Origin of the sequence: Microcoleus asticus IPMA8 (assembly GCF_013179805.1) — a bacterium.
GTDB lineage: Bacteria > Cyanobacteriota > Cyanobacteriia > Cyanobacteriales > Microcoleaceae > Microcoleus > Microcoleus asticus.
In genome coordinates this window covers 1-22,729 of the sequence record NZ_SRRZ01000010.1, presented here as the reverse complement: position 1 = coordinate 22,729, position 22,729 = coordinate 1, and the positions used below count along the sequence as shown (strand labels likewise).

Annotated in this window: 21 protein-coding genes and 1 pseudogene; 14 read left to right on the top strand and 8 right to left on the bottom strand. The window is 46.0% G+C overall.

Annotated elements, in window-relative coordinates:
* Nucleotides 1-94: 94 nt before the first annotated feature.
* The 3 genes from murB (at nt 95) to E5S67_RS04110 (ending at nt 2,161) form a co-directional block, all read left to right on the top strand.
* Entirely contained in the window at nt 95-1,051 is a 957-nt protein-coding gene (gene murB / locus E5S67_RS04120; protein ID WP_172185842.1) for a UDP-N-acetylmuramate dehydrogenase, read from the top strand.
* A gap of 62 nt (nt 1,052-1,113) precedes the next feature.
* The gene (locus E5S67_RS04115; protein WP_006634273.1) at nt 1,114-1,464 is read left to right on the top strand and encodes a YbaB/EbfC family nucleoid-associated protein; all 351 of its coding nucleotides are present in this window, start codon (nt 1,114-1,116) and stop codon (nt 1,462-1,464) included.
* A gap of 193 nt (nt 1,465-1,657) precedes the next feature.
* Nucleotides 1,658-2,161 (top strand): low molecular weight protein-tyrosine-phosphatase, encoded by a 504-nt coding sequence (locus E5S67_RS04110; RefSeq protein WP_172185777.1) that lies wholly within the window; start codon nt 1,658-1,660, stop codon nt 2,159-2,161.
* On the opposite strand, the gene E5S67_RS04105 is transcribed toward E5S67_RS04110, so the two are convergent.
* The 3 genes from E5S67_RS04105 to E5S67_RS04095 form a co-directional block, all read right to left on the bottom strand.
* The gene (locus tag E5S67_RS04105) at nt 2,158-3,207 is read right to left on the bottom strand and encodes an MptA/MptB family glycosyltransferase (protein WP_246276620.1); all 1,050 of its coding nucleotides are present in this window, start codon (nt 3,205-3,207) and stop codon (nt 2,158-2,160) included. The two genes, E5S67_RS04110 and E5S67_RS04105, sit on opposite strands and share 4 nt — an antisense overlap.
* Nucleotides 3,208-3,616: 409 nt before the next feature.
* Nucleotides 3,617-4,351: a response regulator transcription factor gene (locus E5S67_RS04100; protein WP_172185775.1), complete on the bottom strand. Its 735-nt coding sequence runs from the start codon at nt 4,349-4,351 to the stop codon at nt 3,617-3,619.
* A gap of 72 nt (nt 4,352-4,423) precedes the next feature.
* On the bottom strand, nt 4,424-6,016 hold the full coding sequence (locus E5S67_RS04095; RefSeq protein ID WP_172185773.1) for a glucose-6-phosphate isomerase: 1,593 nt from the start codon (nt 6,014-6,016) through the stop codon (nt 4,424-4,426).
* A 463-nt stretch (nt 6,017-6,479) separates the two neighbouring features.
* On the opposite strand from E5S67_RS04095, the gene dusB reads away from it, so the two are divergent.
* The 3 genes from dusB (at nt 6,480) to E5S67_RS04080 (ending at nt 9,321) form a co-directional block, all read left to right on the top strand.
* Nucleotides 6,480-7,490, top strand: coding sequence for a tRNA dihydrouridine synthase DusB (gene dusB, locus E5S67_RS04090; protein WP_172185771.1), 1,011 nt, complete (start codon nt 6,480-6,482; stop codon nt 7,488-7,490).
* 99 nt (nt 7,491-7,589) lie between these two features.
* Entirely contained in the window at nt 7,590-8,510 is a 921-nt protein-coding gene (gene argF, locus E5S67_RS04085; protein ID WP_172185769.1) for an ornithine carbamoyltransferase, read from the top strand.
* 160 nt (nt 8,511-8,670) lie between these two features.
* Complete coding sequence (locus E5S67_RS04080) at nt 8,671-9,321, top strand: NAD(P)H-dependent oxidoreductase (protein WP_172185767.1); 651 nt, start codon at nt 8,671-8,673, stop codon at nt 9,319-9,321.
* Nucleotides 9,322-9,549: 228 nt separating this feature from the next.
* Here E5S67_RS04080 and E5S67_RS04075 read toward each other — a convergent pair whose 3' ends face one another.
* Complete coding sequence (locus tag E5S67_RS04075; protein WP_246276619.1) at nt 9,550-11,139, bottom strand: family 10 glycosylhydrolase; 1,590 nt, start codon at nt 11,137-11,139, stop codon at nt 9,550-9,552.
* Between the two features lie 5 nt (nt 11,140-11,144).
* On the opposite strand from E5S67_RS04075, the gene E5S67_RS32240 reads away from it, so the two are divergent.
* The 3 genes from E5S67_RS32240 to E5S67_RS04065 all read left to right on the top strand — a co-directional run bounded on the left by E5S67_RS32240 (nt 11,145) and on the right by E5S67_RS04065 (nt 14,856).
* On the top strand, nt 11,145-11,297 hold the full coding sequence (locus E5S67_RS32240) for a hypothetical protein (RefSeq protein ID WP_216670189.1): 153 nt from the start codon (nt 11,145-11,147) through the stop codon (nt 11,295-11,297).
* Nucleotides 11,294-13,357 carry an Eco57I restriction-modification methylase domain-containing protein gene (locus tag E5S67_RS04070; protein WP_172185764.1) on the top strand — a complete coding sequence of 688 codons (2,064 nt, stop codon included), beginning with the start codon at nt 11,294-11,296 and terminating at the stop codon, nt 13,355-13,357. Before E5S67_RS32240 ends, E5S67_RS04070 begins: the two co-directional genes overlap by 4 nt.
* Nucleotides 13,358-13,491: 134 nt before the next feature.
* On the top strand, nt 13,492-14,856 hold the full coding sequence (locus tag E5S67_RS04065; protein WP_172185762.1) for an MFS transporter: 1,365 nt from the start codon (nt 13,492-13,494) through the stop codon (nt 14,854-14,856).
* Between the two features lie 359 nt (nt 14,857-15,215).
* Here the strand turns inward: E5S67_RS04065 and E5S67_RS04060 are convergent, their stop codons facing one another.
* Both E5S67_RS04060 and E5S67_RS04055 read right to left on the bottom strand, forming a co-directional pair.
* Nucleotides 15,216-16,574, bottom strand: coding sequence for a Tle-like phospholipase domain-containing protein (locus E5S67_RS04060; protein WP_172185760.1), 1,359 nt, complete (start codon nt 16,572-16,574; stop codon nt 15,216-15,218).
* Nucleotides 16,575-16,779: 205 nt separating this feature from the next.
* Complete coding sequence (locus tag E5S67_RS04055; protein WP_172185758.1) at nt 16,780-18,141, bottom strand: alpha/beta hydrolase family protein; 1,362 nt, start codon at nt 18,139-18,141, stop codon at nt 16,780-16,782.
* Nucleotides 18,142-18,276: 135 nt separating this feature from the next.
* Between E5S67_RS04055 and E5S67_RS04050 the strand changes: the two genes are divergently transcribed.
* The 5 genes and pseudogenes from E5S67_RS04050 to E5S67_RS34360 all read left to right on the top strand — a co-directional run bounded on the left by E5S67_RS04050 (nt 18,277) and on the right by E5S67_RS34360 (nt 20,936).
* Entirely contained in the window at nt 18,277-18,480 is a 204-nt protein-coding gene (locus E5S67_RS04050; RefSeq protein ID WP_172185756.1) for a hypothetical protein, read from the top strand.
* A gap of 4 nt (nt 18,481-18,484) precedes the next feature.
* On the top strand, nt 18,485-19,021 hold the full coding sequence (locus E5S67_RS04045) for a GNAT family N-acetyltransferase (protein ID WP_172185754.1): 537 nt from the start codon (nt 18,485-18,487) through the stop codon (nt 19,019-19,021).
* Nucleotides 19,022-19,263: 242 nt separating this feature from the next.
* On the top strand, nt 19,264-20,010 hold the full coding sequence (locus E5S67_RS04040) for a HEAT repeat domain-containing protein (protein WP_172185752.1): 747 nt from the start codon (nt 19,264-19,266) through the stop codon (nt 20,008-20,010).
* A 23-nt stretch (nt 20,011-20,033) separates the two neighbouring features.
* A pseudogene (locus tag E5S67_RS04035) lies at nt 20,034-20,717 on the top strand (Rpn family recombination-promoting nuclease/putative transposase); the annotation flags it as partial.
* Nucleotides 20,700-20,936: a DUF4351 domain-containing protein gene (locus E5S67_RS34360; protein ID WP_339382695.1), complete on the top strand. Its 237-nt coding sequence runs from the start codon at nt 20,700-20,702 to the stop codon at nt 20,934-20,936. The pseudogene E5S67_RS04035 and the gene E5S67_RS34360, both read left to right, overlap by 18 nt.
* A gap of 112 nt (nt 20,937-21,048) precedes the next feature.
* Here the strand turns inward: E5S67_RS34360 and E5S67_RS04030 are convergent, their stop codons facing one another.
* Nucleotides 21,049-21,822 (bottom strand): class II aldolase/adducin family protein, encoded by a 774-nt coding sequence (locus tag E5S67_RS04030; RefSeq protein WP_172185750.1) that lies wholly within the window; start codon nt 21,820-21,822, stop codon nt 21,049-21,051.
* Nucleotides 21,823-21,879: 57 nt separating this feature from the next.
* On the bottom strand, nt 21,880-22,551 hold the full coding sequence (locus E5S67_RS04025; protein WP_172185748.1) for a hypothetical protein: 672 nt from the start codon (nt 22,549-22,551) through the stop codon (nt 21,880-21,882).
* Between the last annotated feature and the right edge of the window lie 178 nt (nt 22,552-22,729).

The window sequence follows — 22,729 nt, the reverse complement described above, 5'->3', positions numbered from 1 at the left end:
GCTATCTGGCGGGCCGCTCAAAGAGGCGGCATAAGTTAGGTAAATGAATTTTCAACCACGTCTTCGAGCGCAGGTATTTTTAAGGATTTTCAAGATGGTGACTATCTCGAATGACTCCTCTGTTAAGGACAATCGACGAGTGTATTCTCCTATTTCTTTGCGGGGAACTGATTGCAAGATTAACTCCCAAGTTTCGCTGGCAAGCCTGACTTCCTTCCGAGTCGGCGGCCCTGCCGAGTGGTACATTGCTCCCCGCAGTATGGAGGCTTTGCAAGCGAGTTTTGCCTGGGCTGACTCTGAAGGGGTGCCTGTGACTCTGCTGGGTGCGGGTTCTAATTTGTTGGTGAGCGATCGGGGTTTGTCCGGTTTGGTCGTCGGCACTCGCTACCTCAAACAGGTGAATTTTAATCCAGAAACAGGTCAAGTTACAGCCGGGGCGGGGGAGTCAATTCCCCGCCTCGCTTGGTTGGCGGCTAAACGGGGCTGGAAAGGCCTAGAATGGGCAGTCGGCATACCGGGTACCGTGGGAGGGGCTGTGGTGATGAATGCAGGTGCTCACAGAGGCTGTACTGCTGATATTCTAGTCAGCGCTCGCGTCCTATCCCCTGATGGCAAGGTGGAAATTCTGACTCCCCAAGAGTTGGAGTACCGCTACCGGACTTCGGTGCTGCAAGGGGGCGATCGGCTAGTAACAGAAGCGACTTTCCAGTTGCAGCCGGGATTCGACCGATCGCAAGTAATGGCAGAAACTAATGACCATTTCAGCCAGCGGCGGACAACTCAACCTTACCACTTACCGAGCTGTGGCTCAGTCTTCCGCAACCCCGGTCCCAAGACGGCAGGTTGGTTCATCGAACAAGCGGGACTGAAGGGATATCAGATCGGCGGCGCACAAGTAGCTCAGCGCCATGCTAATTTTATTCTTAACTGCGGGTCGGCAACGGCCAATGATATTTTTCAAGTGATCCGCCACGTTCAACAGCAAGTCGAGCAGCGGTGGTCGCTGTTGTTGGAGCCAGAAGTTAGAATACTGGGAGAGTTTCCCTTCTAAGGCATCATTGAAGTAATACGGAAACGGCAGACTGCCAGCCCACACACCATCACAAAGTAGTTATGACAAAATCAGGACAAGGATTTGGCTTCGGCCTGGGAAAAATGAAAGAACTGACTGAAGCTTTCAAAAAAGCTCAGCAGGTTCAAGAAGGAGCTAAAAAGCTCCAAGAAGAGTTGGATGTAATGGAAATTGAGGGAACTGCCGGCGGCGGCTTGGTCAAGGTTTTTCTCAGCGGCAACCAAGAACCCCGCCGCGTGGAAATCTCGCCGGATGCCCTCGGTGAAGGTGCTGATGTGGTTTCTGAACTCGTCACGGTGGCGATGCAGGATGCTTACGCTAAGTCTACGATGACGATGCGGGAGAAAATGGAAGAACTCACCGGCGGACTGAATCTCCCCGGTTTCGGTTAGTCATTAGTCATCAGTCATTAGTCATCAGTCATTAGTCATTAGTCAGTGGTGATGGATGTTTAATAACGGCTTGATAGCTAATGACTGGTTGATTGGTATGAAGCAGGAAACATAGGTAATTGGAAAGAAAAATTTTCTTTTCTCTTCCTTCCAATTACCAATTACTAATTAATAATTACCAATTACTAATTTAATGTCTTATAAATTATTGTTTGTATGTCTCGGAAATATCTGCAGATCGCCCTCAGCAGAAAATATTATGAATCACTTAATAGAACAAGCTGGTTTGAGCGATAGTATCACCTGCGATTCGGCCGGAACTGCTAGCTATCACATTGGCAGCCCCCCTGACAGGCGGATGGCATTGGCGGCGCGGAAGCGAGACATTGAATTGTTAGGCGAAGCCCGCCAATTTACCAGGAAAGATTTTGAAAATTTTGATTTGATTCTGGCGATGGATCGGGAGAATTATCGCAATATTCTTGCTCTGGATGCTACAGGAAAGTATAAAGATAAAGTGCGGCTGATGTGCGATTTTTGCCAGAAATACGACCTTAAAGAAGTGCCAGATCCTTACTACGGCGGCCCGGAGGGATTCGATCGAGTAATTGATTTGCTGCACGATGCTTCCGAGGGTTTGTTGGAGTACGCGATTGCTCAAGAAAAATTAAGACTTGGCCGCCAGCAATCAATTTAAAAAAGTGCCTTTTTTCGCCCGAATATTAGCAATGCTGTAGGGGGGACAACGCTAACAAAACTCGTAACTAGGGAGATCAGAGTTGTTCCAGCTCCCCCTCCCAAGATGATACTGGGTGACAAAGAAAAAGTTAAACTTGTTAATACAAATTTGGGAGAATTGATACTCAAAGCAGCAATTGGCAGCAAAATAGATGGATACCAAGGCATTAACCAAGGTGTAGCAAACAAAAACAAAGTGAGAGTCGTCCATCCAATATCTGATACCAAATTAATTTCCGAGTCATTTTTGCGGAAGAAGGATTTAATCAACGTCCCTGCATAGTAAACTATCCAACTTAAATACGCAAAATATTTGAAGAATGATAGAATAATTTCCGTGGTTTCAACATTTACATTCGGCAAAAAGTTCAGAAATAAATTGAGAGCATGGTGAAACGATCGAGCTGTCGCCCCGGCGGTTCCGGGATTTAACAGACTTCTCCAAGCTGAAACTGTTGGCAGAAACGTATAAGTTATCACGGCGATAATTAATAAAGAAAGCAATACTGATGCTAGTAAATCTTTCCACCGACGCTCCTTGCACAGGAAAGCAAAAACTAAAGGCAACCAAATTATAGGTAAGGTTTTTACTAGAAAACCCACCCAAATTGCTAAAATTGCAAAAACATAACGTTGATAATAAATACATCCTATTAAAACAATCAATGTATTAGCAACTAAAACGTCAAGGTGAGCGTTAGTTATTTGCTCGTTCAATAGCATGGGATTGACTAAATAGGCCATTGTTATGAGGTTACGGTTTTCATAACTTGTTAGCAACCGCCAAATTAAATAAGCATTGAGCGCGTGTACCAAGACGCAGATGATTTTAAAAATATAAACTGCTAGTAAAGGGCTAATGGGTACAGCCAATGCTGATACCGAAAAAAAGAATAGAGAAACTGGGCCGTAGGTAGAAGTTTGCAACCAGTGGAGGAAAGGAGATAAGTTAGAAATGAAGGTATCGGAACTATTAAGATAAGGATTGATGTTATGTAAGCTCATCGCTCCGTAATGCAAGTACAAATAAATATCACTGCTTTGGGGATAAGCTATGAGCGCAAGTGCCAGAAAGGGGATTGCATACTTGCAAATGTCTAGAAAGCTGGAACTTGTATGTTTTTTTTTATCCAAACAATATATGTAACTGTTGCTATCAAGTAGGAACCGTTAATTAGAAGTCGGATGAGACTGAAACCGTTGGTAGGGAAATCGTTATAGTTTTCTCCACCCTGTAAAACGCTGTAAAATTTGGTAATTCCCATTGATGTCGTGGCTATACAGAAAATTATGGAAGCTGCTAATGCGGTACCATATAGAGTTTTCGGATTTTTTAAGTAATTGTTAATCATGCTGTTATTCATGTTTGTGTGACAATTGCAGGTGATTTTATTGGGCGAAGGAGCGTTGGCGGTTATCTGACTAAATGGTGTTCCATCGCAAAGCGAACGAGTTCTGCTCGGTTGTTGCTGTCAGTTTTTCTGAACAAGCTGCTGACGTGCTTTTCGACAGTTCGAGGGCTGAGGTTGAGTCGGGAGCCTATTTGAATATTAGAAAGACCTTCTGTCAGCAAATCTAGCACTTGTCGCTCTCGCTGCGTCAAACTCGGGGCATTTTGGCTGGGAGATGCCCGTGAAGCGGAGCTATCCCGTAGGGAATCACCTGTGTTTGACTTTTGAGTTAAAAAATCCGCTTCTGGGTTGCCATTGGCTCTGTTGCGCGCCTCTGTTGGCGTCGTTTCGGGTTCCGGGGAACGAGACGGTGCCTGAGCGATTAGAGCGTAGCGATCGAGCAAAGAGCGAATTACCGCCCCCAATTCTTGGAGTTCAAAAGGCTTAGCCAGATAATTGTCACACCCCATCTGATAGCCGCGAATCCGTTCCTGCGTGCTCGTGCGTTCCGTCAAAAAAATCACCGGCAGCAAGCGGAAAGCGGGACGAGTCCGAACTCGGCGCACGAATTCGTAGCCATCCATCTGGGGCATTGTAATGTCGGTAACAATCAAGTGGGGCTGAAATTCCTCTACCAAGCCTAAAGCTTCTTTGCCATTCTCAGCAGGGATTACAGAGTATCCGGTAATTTCCAGATAATCGATAATCGACAAGCGAGTCGCGAAATCGTCGTCAGCAACCAGAATCGTCAAGGGCATGAGGGGAATTTAAAAATTAAACCTTAAAAATTAAAAGTGACTAATTTCACTTTTAATTTTTAATTCTACTGTTTAATTCTGTTTATAACTTGCTGTTAAAGTAGCAGGCTGCCCTAATGTTCCCTCCAAAACTACGCCGCGCCCGTTTGCTGCCAAATGCCGCAGAGTTTTGTAAATTGTCTCGATTTGCTCTGGCTTTCCTGCTTTTTTGGCTATTTCTGAGACAGACAGAGGTTTTTCAGCGTCTTTGAGCACTTGCAGTACCCGTTGCTGCAAGTCCAATACAGCAGCGGCCGCTTTTTTACCTGCTTCGACGCCCGGTTGGTGATAGGCATTGACATTCACCAAGGAACCGTAAAAACCTACGGCTCTTTCGTAGAGGGCGATTAATGCTCCTACTGTCCGAGGGTTGACTTGGGGAATTGTGACCGTAATGGAATCTCGGTGATTTTCGTACAAGGCTTGTCTAGTTCCCTGCAACAAACCAGACAAATAATCTCCGGAAGTAACGCCGGTTTCTACTTCAGGGGAAATGCCTTGCCTGTCTTCCAACACTTCGATAAATGTTAGGAAGAAATTCGGCACCCCATCTCGCAGTTGCTGGACGTAGGCGTGTTGGTCGGTGCTGCCTTTGTTGCCGTAAACTGCGATTCCTTGATGAACTGTGTTGCCGTCTAAATCTTCCTGTTTGCCGATCGATTCCATGACTAATTGCTGCAAGTAGCGGCTGAACAATAGTAGTGAATCTTTATACGGCAAAACTACCATATCTTTTTCGCCCCGTCCGTTGCAGGCAAAATACCAACTCATGGCTAAAAGGGCGGCGGGATTATTTTTAATGTCGGGAATTCTGGTAGCTTCGTCCATGACTTTAGCGCCGTCGAGCATCGCCCGAATGTCGATGCCTTGCAAAGCTGCTGGCAAAAGTCCTACTGCTGACAATTCGGAAGTGCGTCCTCCCACCCAGTCGGCCATCGGGAAGCTGTCAATCCAGCCTTCGGATTTGGCTAATTTGTCTAGTTTGCTGTCTGTTCCAGTGATGGCAACTGCGTGTTTGGCAAAATCGAGTTTTTCGGCGGCGAAGGCTTTTTGAACTTCGATCATACCGTTGCGGGGTTCGGGGGTGCCGCCGGATTTGGAGATAGTAATTACTAGGGTGCTGGCGAGTTTGTCTTTAATTTTGTTGAGGATTCGATCGATCCCGGCGGGATCTGTGTTGTCGATAAAATGAATTGCTAGGGGCGGAATGTCTGGGGATAAAGCTTCGGCGACAAATTGGGGGCCTAGGGCCGAACCGCCTATGCCGATCGAAATTATGTCGGTAAATTGCGGAGCAAAGGGCGGTTTAATATCGCGGTTTTGAACTTCCTTGACAAATCTTTCGATTTGTGCTAAGCCTTCGACTATTTCTTGTTTTAATTCTGGAGTGGGAGCTAAATCGGGGTTTCGCAGCCAGTAATGGCCCACCATGCGGTTTTCGTCGGGATTGGCGATAGCACCTGCTTCCAAAGCTGCCATGTCTTTGAAAGCTTTGTCAAATTTGGGCTTCAGTGCTGCTGCGAAAGCGTCGTCGAATCCCATGCGGCTGATATCGAGGTACAGTCCCAATCCCTCGTTATAGTAAAGCCAGTCTTGATAGCGTTGCCAGAGTGCTGCGGCGTCCATAGGAATTCTCTACAATTTTTTTAATGTTCGATCGGCGTCGTCAGGAATCCACCAATTGTAGTTTAAAACGATCTGATGTACGGCTTTTGCACAATCCCAATAAATTTAACCATTAGTCGTCTGAAGATAGCCGGAGCCGAAGGCAGGCAGAGCATTGGGCAGAATTAAACAATAAAAATATGACTTGGGCAACACTCTTAGTAGGTAGATCCCTCATTAATGGTCACACCCCATAGATAGATCGAAGCGGCACAGAGATTTAACTCGGGTCGGCGTTGGCGTTTGGGCCCTAGTTTCACAATATTGAAATTCGGGCGATCGGGATCTGTAAAATAAGCATTGCGGTCAGGTTAAATATACTTTTAGGTGTCACTCAATCATCGGCTAAAAATATAGTTAACAACTGTCAACAATCTGAAGTGTAGTATAATATACAGATATTAGAATTAAAGTGCGATCGACTATGCTTGCTCTATCCCCCGAATTAAAAGAAAGGTTAGCAACTCCGCTCAAAATCGGCGATTTTGAAGTTAAAAGTCGCGTCCTGCAATCGCCCTTATCCGGCGTTACCGATTTGGTATTTCGCCGCCTGGTGCGCCGCTACGCGCCGGATTCGATGATGTACACGGAAATGGTGAACGCTACGGGTTTGCACTACGTGAAGCAACTGCCGAGAATTATGGAAGTTGACCCGAACGAGCGCCCGATTAGCATTCAATTGTTTGACTGCCGGCCGGATTTCTTGGCAGAAGCGGCCCAGAAAGCAGTGGCAGAAGGAGCAGATACTGTTGATATTAATATGGGCTGTCCGGTTAACAAAATTACTAAAAACGGCGGCGGTTCTTCCCTGCTGCGAGATCCGGAAACGGCCGAGGCAATTGTGCGGGCTGTTGTGGAAGCAGTAGATGTTCCTGTCACGGTTAAAACTAGAATCGGTTGGACGGACAAAGAAATTAATATTTTGGAATTTGCGAAGCGGATGGAAGATGCGGGAGCAAAAATGATTACCGTACACGGCCGCACTCGATCGCAAGGTTACACCGGCCCGGCAAAATGGGAGTGGATTCGCCGAGTGAAAGAAGTTTTATCGATTCCAGTTATTGCTAACGGGGATATTTTTTCAGTGGAAGCAGCGATGCGATGTCTGGAAGAAACCGGCGCTGATGGAGTGATGTGTTCGCGGGGAACTTTGGGCTATCCTTTTTTGGTGGGAGAGGTTGATTATTTCTTGAAAACTGGTCAAGAAAAGATAGCTCCGACACCAATTGAACGTCTCGAATGTGCTAAAGAACATTTGCGGGCTTTGTGGGAATATAAAGGTGAAAGCGGTGTCTGCCAAGCGCGCAAGCACTTAACCTGGTATGCTAAGGGTTTCCCCGGCGCTGGGGAATTGCGGGGCGTGTTGGCTGTGGTAGAAACGGTTGAACAAGGTTGCGATTCGATCGATCGCGCGATCGAGCAATTGCCCGCATAAACCTTACCCGCAGATCTCAACTAGGGGTTACAGAAACAAAATTCACCTCTGCGGGCTAAGATTTAAGACACAGTTAAAAATTTGTGTGTGGGGGAAAGCATGGACTCATTAAAAGGGCGAGATTTATTAAGTCTGGCAGATTTAAGCATTGACGAATTAAATTATTTGCTAGATCTAGCAGCCAGTTTAAAATCGGGAATGGTCAAGCTGAAACGCAATAAAGTTCTCGGCTTGTTATTTTCCAAAGCTTCAACGCGAACGCGGGTAAGTTTTACGGTAGCAATGTATAAATTGGGAGGGCAAGTGATTGACCTCAATCCCAACGTTACCCAAGTCAGCCGCGGCGAACCTTTGGTAGATACAGCCAGGGTTTTAGACAGATATTTAGACATTTTGGCTATTCGGACTTTCGAGCAAAAGGATTTAGTTACTTTTGCCAACTATGCGAAAATTCCTGTAATTAATGCACTGACAGATGACGAACATCCATGTCAAGTGCTGGCGGATTTAATGACAGTAAAAGAGTGTTTTGGCAAGCTAGAAGGATTGACGCTGACTTATTTTGGCGACGGTAACAACATGGCTAATTCCCTGATGTTGGGCTGTGCAATGACGGGAATGAATGTAAGAATTGCTTGCCCTCAAGATTTCCAGCCGAATGCTGAGATAGTGGAAAAAGCTAAGAATATTGCTAATGGAAAAACAGAAGTTACTGTGACGGCGGACGCAGAAGCTGCAGTGAAGAATGCTCAAGTGATTTATACTGATGTTTGGGCGAGTATGGGACAGGAAGAGGAAGCAAAAAGCAGGATTCCTTTGTTTGAACCCTATCAGGTAAATGAACAATTGCTGAAGTTAGCAGATAAGAATGCAATTGTATTGCACTGTTTGCCCGCACACCGGGATGAAGAGATTACCGATGCAGTGATTGAAGGCAGTCAATCGCGCGTTTGGGATCAGGCAGAAAATCGGATGCACGCTCAGCAAGCTTTGCTCGCAAGCATTCTGGAAAGCGATTAGGGATTAGCTAAAAATTAGTCCGTCGGGGGATCAAATCGACCTGATCGCTACTTTTTGCAGACCGCTTCCGTTATCATTTCATTTGAACCAGGATTATTTGCAAGCAGCCTGTAATTATCCGTTTCAACCATGATTAATTGCAATCTCTTAAGTAAAAGAAATGAATCACATCACTACGACAGACTTACTCGAAAATCTCAAATGGCGATATGCCACCAAACAGTTCGATCCAGCCAAAACAATTGCTCCAGAAATCTGGACAGCTTTAGAAGATGCGTTAGTGTTAACACCATCTTCTTATGGGCTTCAACCTTGGAAATTTCTGATTATTACCAGCTCGGAACTTAGAGAACAGCTCAAGCCCCTCTCCTGGAATCAGTCACAGGTTACTGATTGCTCTCATTATGTCGTGTTCGCGATTAAAAAGAATCTCACTGCCGAGGATGTCGATCGCTTTATGGCTCGCACTGTCGAGCTGCGGGGCGGGACTGTAGAGGCAATGGCAGGATATCGGAGTCTAATCGTCAGTGACTTGGTTGATGGTGGCCGCAGTTTTAATATCAATGACTGGTCAACGCGCCAAACTTATATTGCACTGGGCAACTTTATGACCAGTGCTGCATTGCTTGGTGTTGACACCTGTCCAATGGAAGGAATTGAACCTGTCAATTACGATCGCGTGTTGGGTCTTTCTGCAAAAGGCTTTACTACCGTCGTAGCTTGTGCGGCTGGCTATCGCTCTGAAGCAGATAAGTATGCTTCACTCGCAAAAGTAAGATTCCCTAAGTCAGAAATCTTAGAAACTTTATAGAACCCATTTGGTATCTTCTTGAGCGAACTATATGGTTTTGAGGGAATCGTTTTACCAGAGGATTTAATACCAGAGTCAGGAATTTAAGCTAACAGGCATCAAACCAGATACAACCTAGATACCTCAAAGGCTTGTGAGACAAGAAAAAGATCCTAAATGGGTTCTATAAACCCGGGATACGCTGTAAGTCGATCGCAATAACGCACCTCGGCGCACCTTACAAAGATATTAAGAGGCTCCGAAATTCACTTTTGTGACTTCACCTGCGACAACATTAACAGTTTGTTGAATCTGACTACCGTCAACTTTCAACTGATAAGTTCCAGGAGAAAGCTCGATCGCCCCAAACCATCCTTTACCATCCGCGCGCAGTTGACGCACCTTGCCAACAGCATCGATCGACTGCAATGTCAAGCTCGCACCGTCGCAAGTTTGAACGCACCGCTGCAAATTTCCGGCGATCGCACCTGTAGTCGGCCGCGACTTCCAAGGCATATCGGGAACCGCTGCTGCTGTCGCCCACACAGGCTGAGTTTCATAGGTTTTGCCCGTCGCAGCATCAACGTATTGACTCGGCTGCGAAAGCGCGGTGTAAAACAAGTCGTTGCTTTGGGGAACGTATTTCCAAGGCTGGCGGGGCAAATCACCGCTACCGCCCGATCGCAGTTCCACATTCGTGTACACGTTGCTGCTAGCGTAGGAATACAGCACCGTACCGGCTACGTTATTCCCTTTCGCAGACGGCTGTTCGGCGCGACGAATCTGGCCTAGAGTATCTTCAATGTAGTTGAGGTAATTGCCGGGGCCGATCGCAATTTGGCGGTTGTACTGGTGGTCTTTGGCGTACTCGATCCAGTGGTCATAAGCGAGTTTTTGGGATGGTTTGTACTCGCGCTGGTAGGTCATCGGCATCGCCATGTCTACGATCCCTTCTTCCAGCCAAGCGCGCCAATCCTGCAATACTTCTTTGTACGGCTGCGTTTGATACCATCCGGCATCGTTTTTCGGGCCGTCGCCCCAGGCGATCGTGGCGGCGGTAATTTTAACGCGCGGTTTAATCGCAAGGCTTTCTACATAAAGCTTCCGCACTAAATTTGTCACCTGATCGCGCCGCCACTGCATCCACGCGGGATCGGTGGGTGCGGGTTTGCCCGATCGACCTGTTTGCTGATTGAAACGGGCGATCGCAGTCGGATTGTAGCCCCAAGTCGGCCCGCCGTAGCGCACATAATCCAACTGTACGCCGTCCACATCGTAGCGCTTCAGCAAGTCCAAATAGACGGAAACAGTATAATCTACGGCGTCTGGATGGCCGGGATCGAGGAAACCGGGTGATTCCCCCCCGTAAGTCAGCATTGCCCAATTGTCGCTGCCCGGGGCCGAAGGCCCGTGTTGTTGCCAAACGTGACCGGCGGGAAGTTTGCTGCCCGATACCACTGGCAGCGTCACCATCCAAGCGTATACTTCAATGCCTGCGGCGTGGGCTTTGTCAATCACATCTTGCAGTGGATCGAAACCGGGGGGAACGTTGGGATCGAGGGTGCGGGGTTCGATCGCACTTGTGTAAAAAGCATCGCCACGGCGGCGGACTTGGGCGACGATCGCGTTGGCATTTGCCCGCTGCGCGTCTGCGATCAATTTTGTGACTTCTTGAGGGGTTTTGAAGCCGGGGTTGAAGGCGTCCACCCAGAAGGCGCGAAATTCGGCGGTTTGGGTTTGTGGGGGCATAGTTGCGATCGCCCGGGATGGGAAGTTGGAGAACCAACCAGGAGTCAGCAGAAAACTAATTGTTAAGCCGATCAGGAACAAGCTTGACAAAAATAATGTTTTGGGTTTACGCATCAGAAATGTGTGAGAGAGCGTTTAACAGTCCTTTACGGACTTTTGGTTTGAGCGTCCGCTTGACATTTTCGCACAATGGTGAAAGTTTGGGCGAAAATACACTGAACTGGCGATCGCACTTTTTGAACAAATGATAGTACGGCACTTTCAAACGCTAGCCCTTCCGGGTAACAGCTACTCAACTGCAAGCAATTTACTCGATCGAGTAGATGGCTGGCGCCAAGAAGCAACCCGAAAGTTGCAGCAAAGCCAGAGAGGAGAAAAGGGACAATTTTTAACACCTTCCTCAGTCGCAAGTTTGATGGCAGGAATGTTTGAATTTAACTGTCCCGATATATCGCTTTTAGATGCCGGGGCAGGAATTGGTTCCCTGTTAGCAGCCGTTGTTGGCGAGCTTTGCCAGCGCCCCAAAAAACCGCACAGTCTGCACGTTACAGCTTATGAAATTGACCTTATTTTGATTGAATACCTCAAGGAAACTTTAGAATTATGCAGTATAGAATGTCAGCGTTTTGGGATATCTTTTACCTGTGATATTCGCGAAATTGATTTTATTCAAGACAGCGCCGATATGTTGCAGCCAAATCTATTTACACAACCAGTAAAACGGGAATTCACCCATGCAATTATCAATCCTCCCTATGCTAAGATAGACGCTAAATCCCAAGCCCGAACCTTGCTGCGTTCTATAGGACTAGAAACCAGCAATCTCTACGCTGGCTTCACAGTTGCTGCTGCTCACCTGCTCAAACCAAACGGTGAATTAGTGTCGATTACTCCCCGCAGCTTTTGCAACGGTTTATACTTTCGAGATTTCCGCAAAGTATTCCTTCAAATGATGGCTTTACGCCAAGTACACATCTTTGAATCCCGACAGTTGCCATTTCGCGATGATGCCGTGCTGCAAGAAACTATTATTGTGCGCGCCACCAAACAAATAGAACAGCCAAATACTGTACTAATTACCTCAAGCAGCAGCGCGGGCGACGACCTGGTTTTATCTCACCAACTGCCCTATACCGCCCTAATTAATCCCAAAGATTCCCAGCAATTTATTCGGATTCTACCGGATTCTGTCAGCCAGAAAGTAGTCGAGCAAATGGCTCAATTTACTTGCACCCTAGAGGAATTAGGCTTAACAGTTTCTACCGGAAAAGTTGTAGATTTTCGCGTTCGCTCTGACTTGCGCCTAAAACCGGAAAACGGTACAGTTCCGCTGATTTATCCCGCACACTTCTCCACTGGCGGTGTTGAATATCCCACAGCAACGAGAAAGCATCAAGCTTTAGCTGTCACGGAAAAAACTGCTGCACTCCTCGTACCTAACGAACATTATGTTTTGAGCAAGCGCTTCTCGTCAAAGGAAGAGAAAAAGCGAATTGTTGCAGTTGTCTGGGATGCCAATAAAATTAATAGTTCTAGCGTTGGTTTTGAGAACCATTTGAATTACTTTCACCAACAGGGACGCGGATTAGACCTCACCCTGGCGCGGGGATTAGCCGTTTATCTAAATTCGAGCTTGGTAGATGCGTTTTTCCGACTGTTCAACGGACACACTCAAGTTAATGCTACGGATTTACGCAATTTGAAGTATCCTACTGTAGAGCAATTACTTTTACTTGGCACTCAAATAGGAGAAATATTTCCTACACAGCGGGAGATCGATCGACTTGTCGAGAGACAACTGCTGAACGCGACCAATCCGTTAGAAAATAGCCCAATGACAATCAAGAACCGTATTGATGAATCTCTAGAAATACTTGCAGCCCTAGGTTTTCCAAAAGGTCAGCTTAACGAATGTTCAGCCTTAACCCTTCTGGCTTTGCTTGACCTCAAGCCAAAGGATGCTTGGGAATCGGCAAAATCTCCACTTCTGGGAATCACACCAATTATGGAATTTATGGAGCAGGAGTACAGTAAAAAATATGCACCAAATACGCGGGAAACTGTGCGCCGCCAAACGGTGCATCAGTTTCTTGATGCAGGTTTAATTGTTGTTAATCCTGACAGTCCCGAACGTCCGGTGAATAGTCCAAAAACGGCATATCAGATAGAAGAAAGTGCTTTGGAACTGCTGCGAACTTATGACACTTCTGACTGGGAAAAGAATGTTCGCGCTTACCTCGTTCATTTTAACGGAGAAAAATTATTGCAGGCTTATTCCAAAAATGAAAATATTTGTGAGCCCGAATGATGCTAAAATACACTATTTATATGGCTGCCGCTGGCATCGGAATGACATATACTGTGATGCAAGCGGTTTAATTGACCGGAATTGTCGATCGCACTCAGTAAATCAAATAAGTAACTAGGTAAAATATCTCTGCAATGGAAAAAAAGCATAACGCTGGATTGTGGGTATCAGTATTATACTTCGCTCAAGGTCTCCCTTACACCGTCGTTAATTTAATGTCGGTGATTTTTTTGAAAGGTATGGGAACCAGCAACGAGCTCATCGGATTGACAAGTCTTTTGTCTTTTCCCTGGGTTTTAAAAGGTTTGTGGGGACCCGTAGTGGATTTGTATTCCACCAAACGCAAATGGATTTTAGCAACCGAAATCATATGTGCTTTTCTGTTTGCTTTCCTAGCTTTTGGTGTATTGACGCCGGCACCGATTATTATATCGCTTGTTATCTTTACGGCGATCGCCTTTGTGTCAGCTACTCACGACATCGCCATTGACGGATTTTATTTAAACACTCTCAATAAAGACCAGCAAGCCTTGTTTGTCGGGGTTCGCAACACGGCTTATAGAGGTGCTGTCATTGCCGGTAGCGGTGTATTGGTTTTCTTAGCCGGGAAACTGGCCGAACAGCATTTAGTCACCGGAAATACAGGCGACACCAAAATATATCAAGACATTCCGCTGTCACTTTTCGGTTCGGATTTTAGCGTGTCTGCGCTTAACTACGGATGGGCGACAGCCTTTGGCATTTGTGCGATTATGTTTGTGCTGATATATCTCTTTCAGCGGTGGTATCTTCCCTATCCTAGAAATTACGCTCTGGAATCCGGCGCCCCCCAACAAACCACGAGCTTTATCGAAGCATTTAAAACATATTTTAAGCAAGATAAAATTGGTTGGATTGTTACTTATGTCTTAATTTTTAGGTTAGGCGATGCCTTGACGTTTAAAATGGCTCCGCCATTTTTAATGGATAAAGTGGAGAAAGGAGGATTAGCAGTCTCTACATCGGACATGGGTCTGTTATCGGGTACGATCGGGGTAATTTTTCTGTTAATAGGAGGGTTGCTAGGTGGCTATTTGATTGCCAAACAAGGATTGAAAAAATGGATGTGGCCGACGGCAATTCTGCAAAATTCAACTAACGTGCTCTATTGGCTGTTGGCAATCAATCAGCCGGGGATTGAATGGGCTTATGCTGTAAACTCGATCGAGCAATTTACTTACGGACTCGGTGTAGCTGCCTATACAGTGTTCTTGATGCGGACTGTCCGCCCTGAATACGAAGCATCTCACTATGCAATTACAACGGCTTTTATGGCTGCAGGAGTGCTGATTCCGGGCGTTTTTAGCGGCTACTTGCAGGCGAATCTCGGCTATCAAAATTATTTCTTGATGAGTGCGCTGGCTGTGATTCCCGGTATGCTGACGATTTTCTTTCTGCCCCTAGAAGATGAGAAAAAATTAGCAGCTATGCCACGGCCTGGACTGGACGATTTCGATTAATATCAAGTCCGATCGCTATAATTATCAGATCCGGGTGGGGCGGGTTTACCCGCGTTGCACAATTTGAGGATGATTCTTGTGGGGTGTCCCGCCTGCTGTGAAAATACACGTCTTCGGGCGGGACGCCCATCCCACAAAACAATCAAAATCATGCCGCAATTATGCAACGCCGGTTTACCAATGTCTGCACTACTTTTTCGAGATTTCGGTGAACCCGCCCCTGCTGGAATATTGATGTTTTTAATCATCGGACGAGCATAAATTCTGTGTGCTAGCGTTCATAAGATAAAATAAGGACACAACATTGTTGTGTCCCTACCACTACCCAATATCTCTATATCTGTATTGCCAGCCGCCAACTAAATCGCAATAAAATCACTAGCTGTTAGCGGACTACTTGGAATGCCAGTAATACTGGCAAGAACTTCGCCGTTACTGGCCACTTCAATCGTCGTTATAAAATCGCCTGGAGTAACTTTCAGTTGGTTGAACGTCAAACCTCCGCTCAAACCGATTAAATCTTGACCCTTTTGAAAGTCTATAAATGTATCTGTACCGGCGCCTACTCCTAACACCAATACGTCGCGTCCAGCGCCACTAATTAAGAGATCCGCACCCTTTCCTCCAATCAGCGTATCGTTTCCTTCTCCACCGCTCAAATTGTCATCGCCTTTGCCACCGAATAGCTGGTCATTGCCGATGCCACCGCTGATAATATCGTTGTCTTTGCTGCCCGTGAGAGTGTCGTTTCCCCCATTGCCAATGATAATATCGTCCCCTGCAAAACCTGAGGCTGTATTGTTGGCATCGTCGCCTACTAAATTATTAATTTGGGATGGAGCGAGAGCCGTTTGCATTGCAGCAAGGTTTCCTAAAGAGGAGTTTCCCGGAGCGGTTCTTAATTGCTCTACACTGCTGCGCGATAGCAGCGATTCTCCCAATGCCGGCAGTGCAAAGTCTAACCCAGCTAACAGCTCTAAATAATCTGAATCTGTGAAAGTAAAATCAGGGCGGTTCAACTGGTCTACAGAGATTTCTGTCTGAGTCAAGCCGGGAGGAGGAGCAGTTAACAAACCGCTTTGGCTGTGCTTTTCTAAGACAAGTAGCGGGTTGACAATGGGGTTAGTAAATGTTTGAAGAACTACTTTTCCGGGGAGAAAAGCTTCTCCTCCCAAACTAACAAAATCGCCGCTAACTATATAATGAGTTACATTCTTTCCGACACTGGCTTTCTGCTTAAATGAATTGACTGTACTCTGAGCAACTCCAGGAGAATTGAAGGTGACAACATCTCCGATAGTAGAGGTAAATTCGGTGGCTGCGAGTTGCGTTAGAGCGCCGCCCAAGCTGTGTCCGAGAAGATCTGGTGGCAAGCGCCTGGGGTTTTTGACTGTATCTTGACTGATTTGTGTCAGCCAATTTCCTAAGGCTTGTTTGTTGGCTTCAAATTGGTTAAAACCGACGCCGCGCTTGTCTGCGTTGGCAACATCGTCTACGGGCGAGTCGGTGCCGCGAAATACTAAAACGGGCGGTTTGTCTGGGGTGGTGGAAATTAAGCCGATCGCGTGAAATCCAGTCGTGGGATCGTCAAACGTGCGATCGATTTGGTAGCCAGCACCGCTCAAACCAGTTTGAACTAAAGTTTGAAACTGGGAGCTGTTATCTATGTAAGCAAGTTGCTTGGCTATAGTTTCGTAAGTGGCGGGGGAGGAGGGCATATTTTTTTATTTCCTGTCGTTAGATTGGGAATTAGTGTTTAAGCTACTTAATTAAGTTTACTGTAAACTCCGTTTATTAACAATATTAATTAGTCATATTGCGTGGCTTTGTAGGAGAATATTTAGCAAAAATTTTTTGTTACAAAAAACAATAACTCGCCCCGCTTGCGTGCCACCCAAACTACCAATTTTTATCGCACAAAAGCTATACAAAATCTACCCGCGTAAGATCGCTTGCCACTACGCCTCTGAGAGTAGCAAGAATTTCCCCAGTAACCGGGATAGTAATTAAAGCTCCGTCAACACCTTGGCTTACTCTAATTTGAGGAAAAGTTAGACCCCGCGACAGTGCAATTACATCTTGACTATCTTGAAAATCTACAATCACATCTGCTCCGCCGCCGGATTCCAATACAAAGCGATCGCGCCCCGCACCGCCAATTAAAAAATCGTTGCCAAACTCGCCGGAAATCAAATCGTTTCCGTTGCCACCCTCGAAATAATCATTATCTCTGCCACCGTACAAGAAGTCGTCGCCATCACCACCGGTGATGCTGTCATTACCTCGATTGCCTCTGAGAGTATCGTTACCGCGGTTGCCGATAATTGTATCCTCTCCAGCGCCGCCGGTAGCAGTATTGTTGCGATCGTCCCCTGATAAATAATTTGGTTGCAAGGGAGCTAAACCGTATTGCATTTGTCTGACTAACTGCACAAAAGAAAATTCTGGTGCTGTTCTCAAACTCTCTGCACCCGATCGGGTTCTGATGGCTACTGACACATTGGGCAGGGCCAAATTCATCGCAGCGATAAACTCGTTAAAATCTGAGTCGTTGTTATAAGCAAAATCGGGACTGTTTAATTGTTCTACGGAAATTTGCCGCTGCAAAAAACCCGCTGGCGGAGTAGTTAACAAATTTTCAGTTCGATGTTTTGCCAAAACAGTTAAGGGATTAATACTCGGGTCTGTAAAACTTTGGATAAATACTTTCCCCGGAATAAATGCTTCGCCAAACAAGGTGACGAAATCTCCACTGACAATGTAGTGGGTGACATTTTTGTTGCCTGCCCTGCTGAGATTTCTCCGAAAAGCGTTGAATGTACTCGCTGACACTCCCGGAGAGTTGAAAGTAAAGATATCGCCGGTAATAGATGTGTATTCGGTCGCTACAATTTGAGCGACAGCTCCGCCCCAACTGTGACCGATGACATCTGGCAATAACTTGCTGGGGTTTTTAGCAGTATTTTGACCTATTTCTGTCAGCCAGTTTTTGATATTATCTTTGTTCTTTTCAAATTCAGGTAAACCAATGTCTCGGGAGTCGGAAAATATAGCGTCGCCGTCGATGAAATCTGTACCTTTAAATACCAGGGCTGGCGGGTTTTCGGGATTGGATGAACCGAAGCCGATCGCATAAAAGCCAGTTTCTAGGTCGTCGAATATGCGATCTATATAGTAGCCATTAGTATCTAGGAAACGCGAAACTTCATTTTGCGCGTTCTGTTTTTGATTTAAAAAAACAATTGACTTAGCCAGAGCTTCATAAACAGCAGGCGAGGCACTCATAATATTATATTTTGTGTTTGTTGGTATTTGCGATCGCTCAAGCTTGAGCTAAGTGTCCAATGGCAGCTATTATAGCTGACAAAATTTGTATGGTATACTTGATAATATCAACTCAAGAATCAAGTTTTTGCGGTTATGGCTATCATTCGTCAATACATTGCTCCATTTATAGCGATATTAGTATTTTTGGCGGCTCTGGTAGCAGTCAGTGCTCGCATCTTTTTGCCGGCTGACATGGCTGCCCCGGCACCGATTGAGGAAGCGATCCCCCAAAAGCAAGCGGCAGTAGTGAATCCAATTTTCTTGGGGGTAAATTATTCCGCTTTGCGTGTCCGGTGAGCTGATGTCTGCTCAACTAATACCGGGCTACGAGCTCCGCTCAGGATCTGGACTCGATCGGGCAAAACTGGTAAAGTTTATGCACCGGACTTACCGAGAGCTTTACCCGGATGGGGAATTGGGACATTTGGCTCAAACTGTCGAGCAGTATTTTTCTAACCAGACGCCGGTTTGGTGGGTAGAGTGCCAGAAAAACAGCCAGGAAGAGGCAGAAATTTTGCCGGCGCTTCCCTCGCAGTATCTCAATCCCCAATCTCAAGTCCAAAATCTGACATCGGTTGTCGGATGTTTGTGGTTGGGAAATGCGATCGACCAAACCACCGGAGAACGTTACGCTCACATTTTTTTGCTGTACGTAGCACCGGAACATCGCCGTTTAGGAGTCGGTGCAGCTTTAGTTATTCATGCTGAAAATTGGGCGCGGGAAAGGGGCGATCGACAAATTGGTTTGCAAGTCTTTCTGAGCAATCAGCCTGCTCTGAATCTCTATCAAAAATTAGGCTATCAAAGTCATTCCCTCTCAATGCTCAAGTCTCTTTGAAAAATAAAAGGTACTGTTTGTAGTAAGGACTAAAAGTCCTAATACATAAAGAAGCTGAAAACTTCGTGAATTTATGGGGACTTAAGTCTTGACTGCGAACTTTATGGAAGAGTGAAGTCCTCACTATGAACCACATGAGGACTTCACTCCTCCCTCGGAATACTTTTACTGGTATTATCCTACTTGCTGTTGACCGTTGTCTGAGTTGCTGAGGAGCATCCTCAGTGCGGTAAAGTTTTTTTATGCACAATAACGACTACTCCAACGCCCTTGATACTGACACGGAACTGGAAAGCCCTTTGGATCAATTTGACGAATCCGAACCCCCGCTACCAGATCCCGAGGAAATGCTGCCTTTGCTGGAATCCCCGCAACCTCAGCACCGGATGATGGCGGCGCGGGCTTTTTGCGAACTGCAGGACGATCGAGCAATTTCGCATTTAATTAATTTGTTGAGAGACGGTTGCCCCTTGGTGCGGGTAAGCGCGGCTTATGCGTTGGGGCGAAATCCGAGTCCCGATGCTGTGGAACCGCTGATTCTGCAGCTCAACCGCGACTGGAACGGTTACGTTCGCAAAGGGGTAGTTTGGGCCCTGGGAAATTGCAGCGACCACCGCGCTTTGCCATCTTTAATTGATGCTCTGAAAACTGATATTTCGGCGGTGCGTTTGTGGGCGGCGAGTTCTCTGGGTCAAATGGCAAAAGTTGGTTACTATGTGGTGATTGCTGCGATTCCGCCGTTGATTGAAGCGCTGCGGGGAGATTCTGTATCTGCTGTGCGGAGCAACTGCGCTTGGGCGATCGGGCAACTGGCTCGCGAATTGCCGAATAATATAGTGTACGCTGGGGCGATCGATGGTCTAATTGAAGCTTTAGAAGAAGATGAAGACATGGGCGTGCGGGAAGATGCTAAATCTTCGCTCTTGCGAGTTGGCGACCCGCGCGGTTTGCAGATTATTGAAGATTTAGAAATGGAAGGACTTTTGTGATTTAAAGGCTCCAAATACCAATTATGCCTTTCATTAGTGCTCAAACAGAATTTGGATTCAAAAAAATCTTTGCTTCGCCCCAGAGCAAAGACATTTTGATTAGCTTCCTCAATGCTATGCTCTATGACGCGCAGCCAACCATTGAAGACTTAGAAATTATTGACCCTTACGCCGCGCCGAGCGTTACTGGATTAAAAGACACTTACCTGGATGTTAAAGCCACAATTACAGGCAACAAAACTGTGATTATCGAAATGCAGGTAATAAATGTAGAAGCTTTTACTAAACGGGTAGTGTATAATGCCGCCAAAACCTACGCAACTCAACTCAGACCTCGGGAAGGATAATCTAAATTAAATCCTCTGATTGCTTTAACAATTACCGATTTTATTCTGTTTGAAAATACAGAAAAATTTCTCACCCATTTTGTATTTAAAGAACTCCAAGAAAACTTCGAGTATTATAACAGAGAAATCGAATTAGTATTTGTCGAACTGCCCAAGTTTAACAAAGAGCTGGAACAAGTCGAAAACCTAATTCAAAGCTGGATTTATTTTATCAAAAATGCTCCCCTATTCGATGAAATTCCGGAAAAATTTGCATCAATGCCCGAAATTCAAACAGCTTTTTCCATCGCCAGCCGAAGTAATTTAACCCTTAAGGAATTAGAGAAATTAGAAAAGCGGGAAATGTTTTTTGAAGATCAGCGTGGTGCTATTATTAAAAGTCGCAAAGAAGGCATAATTGAGGGACAAACAGCATTAATCTTGCGTCAAATTGCGCGGCGCACTGGCGAAATTTCGCCGCAAAGTCAAACTCGCATCCAGCAGCTATCTCCCCAACTTTTGGAGGATTTAGCAGAAATTTTGTTAGATTTTACCAGTCAAGAGGATTTGATAGCTTGGTTGGAATCGGCTTCAGCATGAATTTATAACTTTTGCACTCCTGATACTAAATCCGGCTTTAATACCCCCTTTATTATTTAGTCGGCGCAGGCGGACGATAGTTTGTTGCGTAGCGGTTTCAACCGCCGAGTTTCTAATTTAATAGGTCGGGTTCCCGGCGCACAATCATGTCATAAAGCGGTTGAAAGCTAAACCATCCCATGCGGTGAGACCCTACTTGCTGCTGTGTCAAACGCGCACATTCTGGCTTGATGAGAATTGGTTTTCCCGCTGCTTCGGCCATTAACTGCGCTTGACAAGAACGTTCCATTGAAATAAACCACCAAGCGGCTTCATCTACTGTTTGACCTACTGTTAACAGTCCGTGATTTTGTAAAATAATAGCTTTTTTCTCACCTAAAGTTTTGGCGATGCGTTTAGCTTCTTCGATTTCCAAAACAACTCCGGTGTAATCGTCAAATAAAGCTTGGTCTTCATAAAAAGAACAAGCATCTTGCGTCAGCGGGTCAAGCAGGCGGCCCAAACTCGACCAACTTTTGCCGTATGGAGAATGAGCGTGCGCTGCTGCGATTACGTCGGGGCGGGCGCTGTGCACTTGGGAATGAATGGCAAATGCTGCTTCATTTACGGGTTTATTTCCTTCAACAACTTCGCCTTTGTGGTTGACTAAAATTAGGTCGCTAACTCGAATTAAACTAAAGTGCATTCCAAAAGAATTGACCCAGAAATGGTCGAGGTGTTCGGGGTCGCGGACGGTGATGTGTCCGGCAATTCCTTCGCTGAATCCGAAGCGGGCAAATAATCGAAATGCGGCGGCTAAACGCTGTTTGCGGTGGCGGCGTTCTTCTTCAATTGAGTTGAATGCCGGGGGTTGAATTGTAACTTTGGGGATTTTTAATGCGACCATATATTTTGTCATGGGAAATGGGTAATTGTTAATTGTGGTGCCGGCATCTTGCCTGTCCTACTGACTGGCGACTTCACTGAGGCGCAAACCAGATATATTTTGGCAGTCGAAAGTGGCGTTGTTCCCGGGGTGGCGCTCGATTAATTCGATAATTTGTCCGGCGGGGTTTTGCAGAAACCACTGGGTTAATGAGCCGTAATCTAAGGGTCGATCGGACAGGGGTTTGAAGTTTTTATTTTGCCATATGATAGCAGCATTCTGCACGTTTTCGACTCGAATCGCAACGTGGTGAACTGCTGCTAATCCTCTTTCTTGCTGAAAGCGGTTTTTTTGGTCGCCGGCTGCGTGGGGCGCATCTAATACTACTAAGCCGCCCGCTGGCATTAATAAGGTCATTAAATGCAGCCACAAATCGGAGGGAACGTTAATGTTTTCCGCACAAAAGTTGATCGGGAATAAGTCTGGGCCTTCGACTGTTTTGGCGCCGAAGGGGCGGAAAGATGCAGCGTAGTTTTCGAGTGCGCTGCGGCTGGGAAATGTGATGACAAAGTGGTCGATCGCAACTTGTTCGCTGTACAGGTGCGTCTCAAACGTCCAGGTTGTTAAAAATTCGGGAGTGATAAATTTGGGGTTGAATTCCAGCAAGCCATTTTTTTCGATGAAAGGTGAGTCAAGATGGCTGTCAAGGTTGCGATCGAACTTTAGGGTTTGTAGATTCAAGTTTTTCATCTGTCTTCCCCGATGTTAACTCCGCAAAACTGCGAATTTTGTCTGCAAGCCGAAGTTAACGCACATTTAGTGCGCCTTAATTCAAAACTGTAGTTTAGACTAAAAAATGAGCGCAGCTAAAAGTAGCCACCTTTGAATGTCAGGCAAGCTGTTGCTCAAAAACTCAAAAAGTAGAAGA

Excerpts from the sequence above, each read along its gene's own strand:
- murB (WP_172185842.1), top strand. The coding sequence starts at position 95 with ATGGTGACTATCTCGAATGACTCCTCTGTTAAGGACAATCGACGAGTG.
- E5S67_RS04115 (WP_006634273.1), top strand. The coding sequence starts at position 1,114 with ATGACAAAATCAGGACAAGGATTTGGCTTCGGCCTGGGAAAAATGAAA.
- E5S67_RS04110 (WP_172185777.1), top strand. The coding sequence starts at position 1,658 with ATGTCTTATAAATTATTGTTTGTATGTCTCGGAAATATCTGCAGATCG.
- E5S67_RS04105 (WP_246276620.1), bottom strand. The coding sequence starts at position 3,207 with ATGAGCTTACATAACATCAATCCTTATCTTAATAGTTCCGATACCTTC.
- E5S67_RS04100 (WP_172185775.1), bottom strand. The coding sequence starts at position 4,351 with ATGCCCTTGACGATTCTGGTTGCTGACGACGATTTCGCGACTCGCTTG.
- E5S67_RS04095 (WP_172185773.1), bottom strand. The coding sequence starts at position 6,016 with ATGGACGCCGCAGCACTCTGGCAACGCTATCAAGACTGGCTTTACTAT.
- dusB (WP_172185771.1), top strand. The coding sequence starts at position 6,480 with ATGCTTGCTCTATCCCCCGAATTAAAAGAAAGGTTAGCAACTCCGCTC.
- argF (WP_172185769.1), top strand. The coding sequence starts at position 7,590 with ATGGACTCATTAAAAGGGCGAGATTTATTAAGTCTGGCAGATTTAAGC.
- E5S67_RS04080 (WP_172185767.1), top strand. The coding sequence starts at position 8,671 with ATGAATCACATCACTACGACAGACTTACTCGAAAATCTCAAATGGCGA.
- E5S67_RS32240 (WP_216670189.1), top strand. The coding sequence starts at position 11,145 with ATGTTTTGGGTTTACGCATCAGAAATGTGTGAGAGAGCGTTTAACAGT.
- E5S67_RS04070 (WP_172185764.1), top strand. The coding sequence starts at position 11,294 with ATGATAGTACGGCACTTTCAAACGCTAGCCCTTCCGGGTAACAGCTAC.
- E5S67_RS04065 (WP_172185762.1), top strand. The coding sequence starts at position 13,492 with ATGGAAAAAAAGCATAACGCTGGATTGTGGGTATCAGTATTATACTTC.
- E5S67_RS04060 (WP_172185760.1), bottom strand. The coding sequence starts at position 16,574 with ATGCCCTCCTCCCCCGCCACTTACGAAACTATAGCCAAGCAACTTGCT.
- E5S67_RS04055 (WP_172185758.1), bottom strand. The coding sequence starts at position 18,141 with ATGAGTGCCTCGCCTGCTGTTTATGAAGCTCTGGCTAAGTCAATTGTT.
- E5S67_RS04050 (WP_172185756.1), top strand. The coding sequence starts at position 18,277 with ATGGCTATCATTCGTCAATACATTGCTCCATTTATAGCGATATTAGTA.
- E5S67_RS04045 (WP_172185754.1), top strand. The coding sequence starts at position 18,485 with ATGTCTGCTCAACTAATACCGGGCTACGAGCTCCGCTCAGGATCTGGA.
- E5S67_RS04040 (WP_172185752.1), top strand. The coding sequence starts at position 19,264 with ATGCACAATAACGACTACTCCAACGCCCTTGATACTGACACGGAACTG.
- E5S67_RS34360 (WP_339382695.1), top strand. The coding sequence starts at position 20,700 with ATGTTTTTTGAAGATCAGCGTGGTGCTATTATTAAAAGTCGCAAAGAA.
- E5S67_RS04030 (WP_172185750.1), bottom strand. The coding sequence starts at position 21,822 with ATGGTCGCATTAAAAATCCCCAAAGTTACAATTCAACCCCCGGCATTC.
- E5S67_RS04025 (WP_172185748.1), bottom strand. The coding sequence starts at position 22,551 with ATGAAAAACTTGAATCTACAAACCCTAAAGTTCGATCGCAACCTTGAC.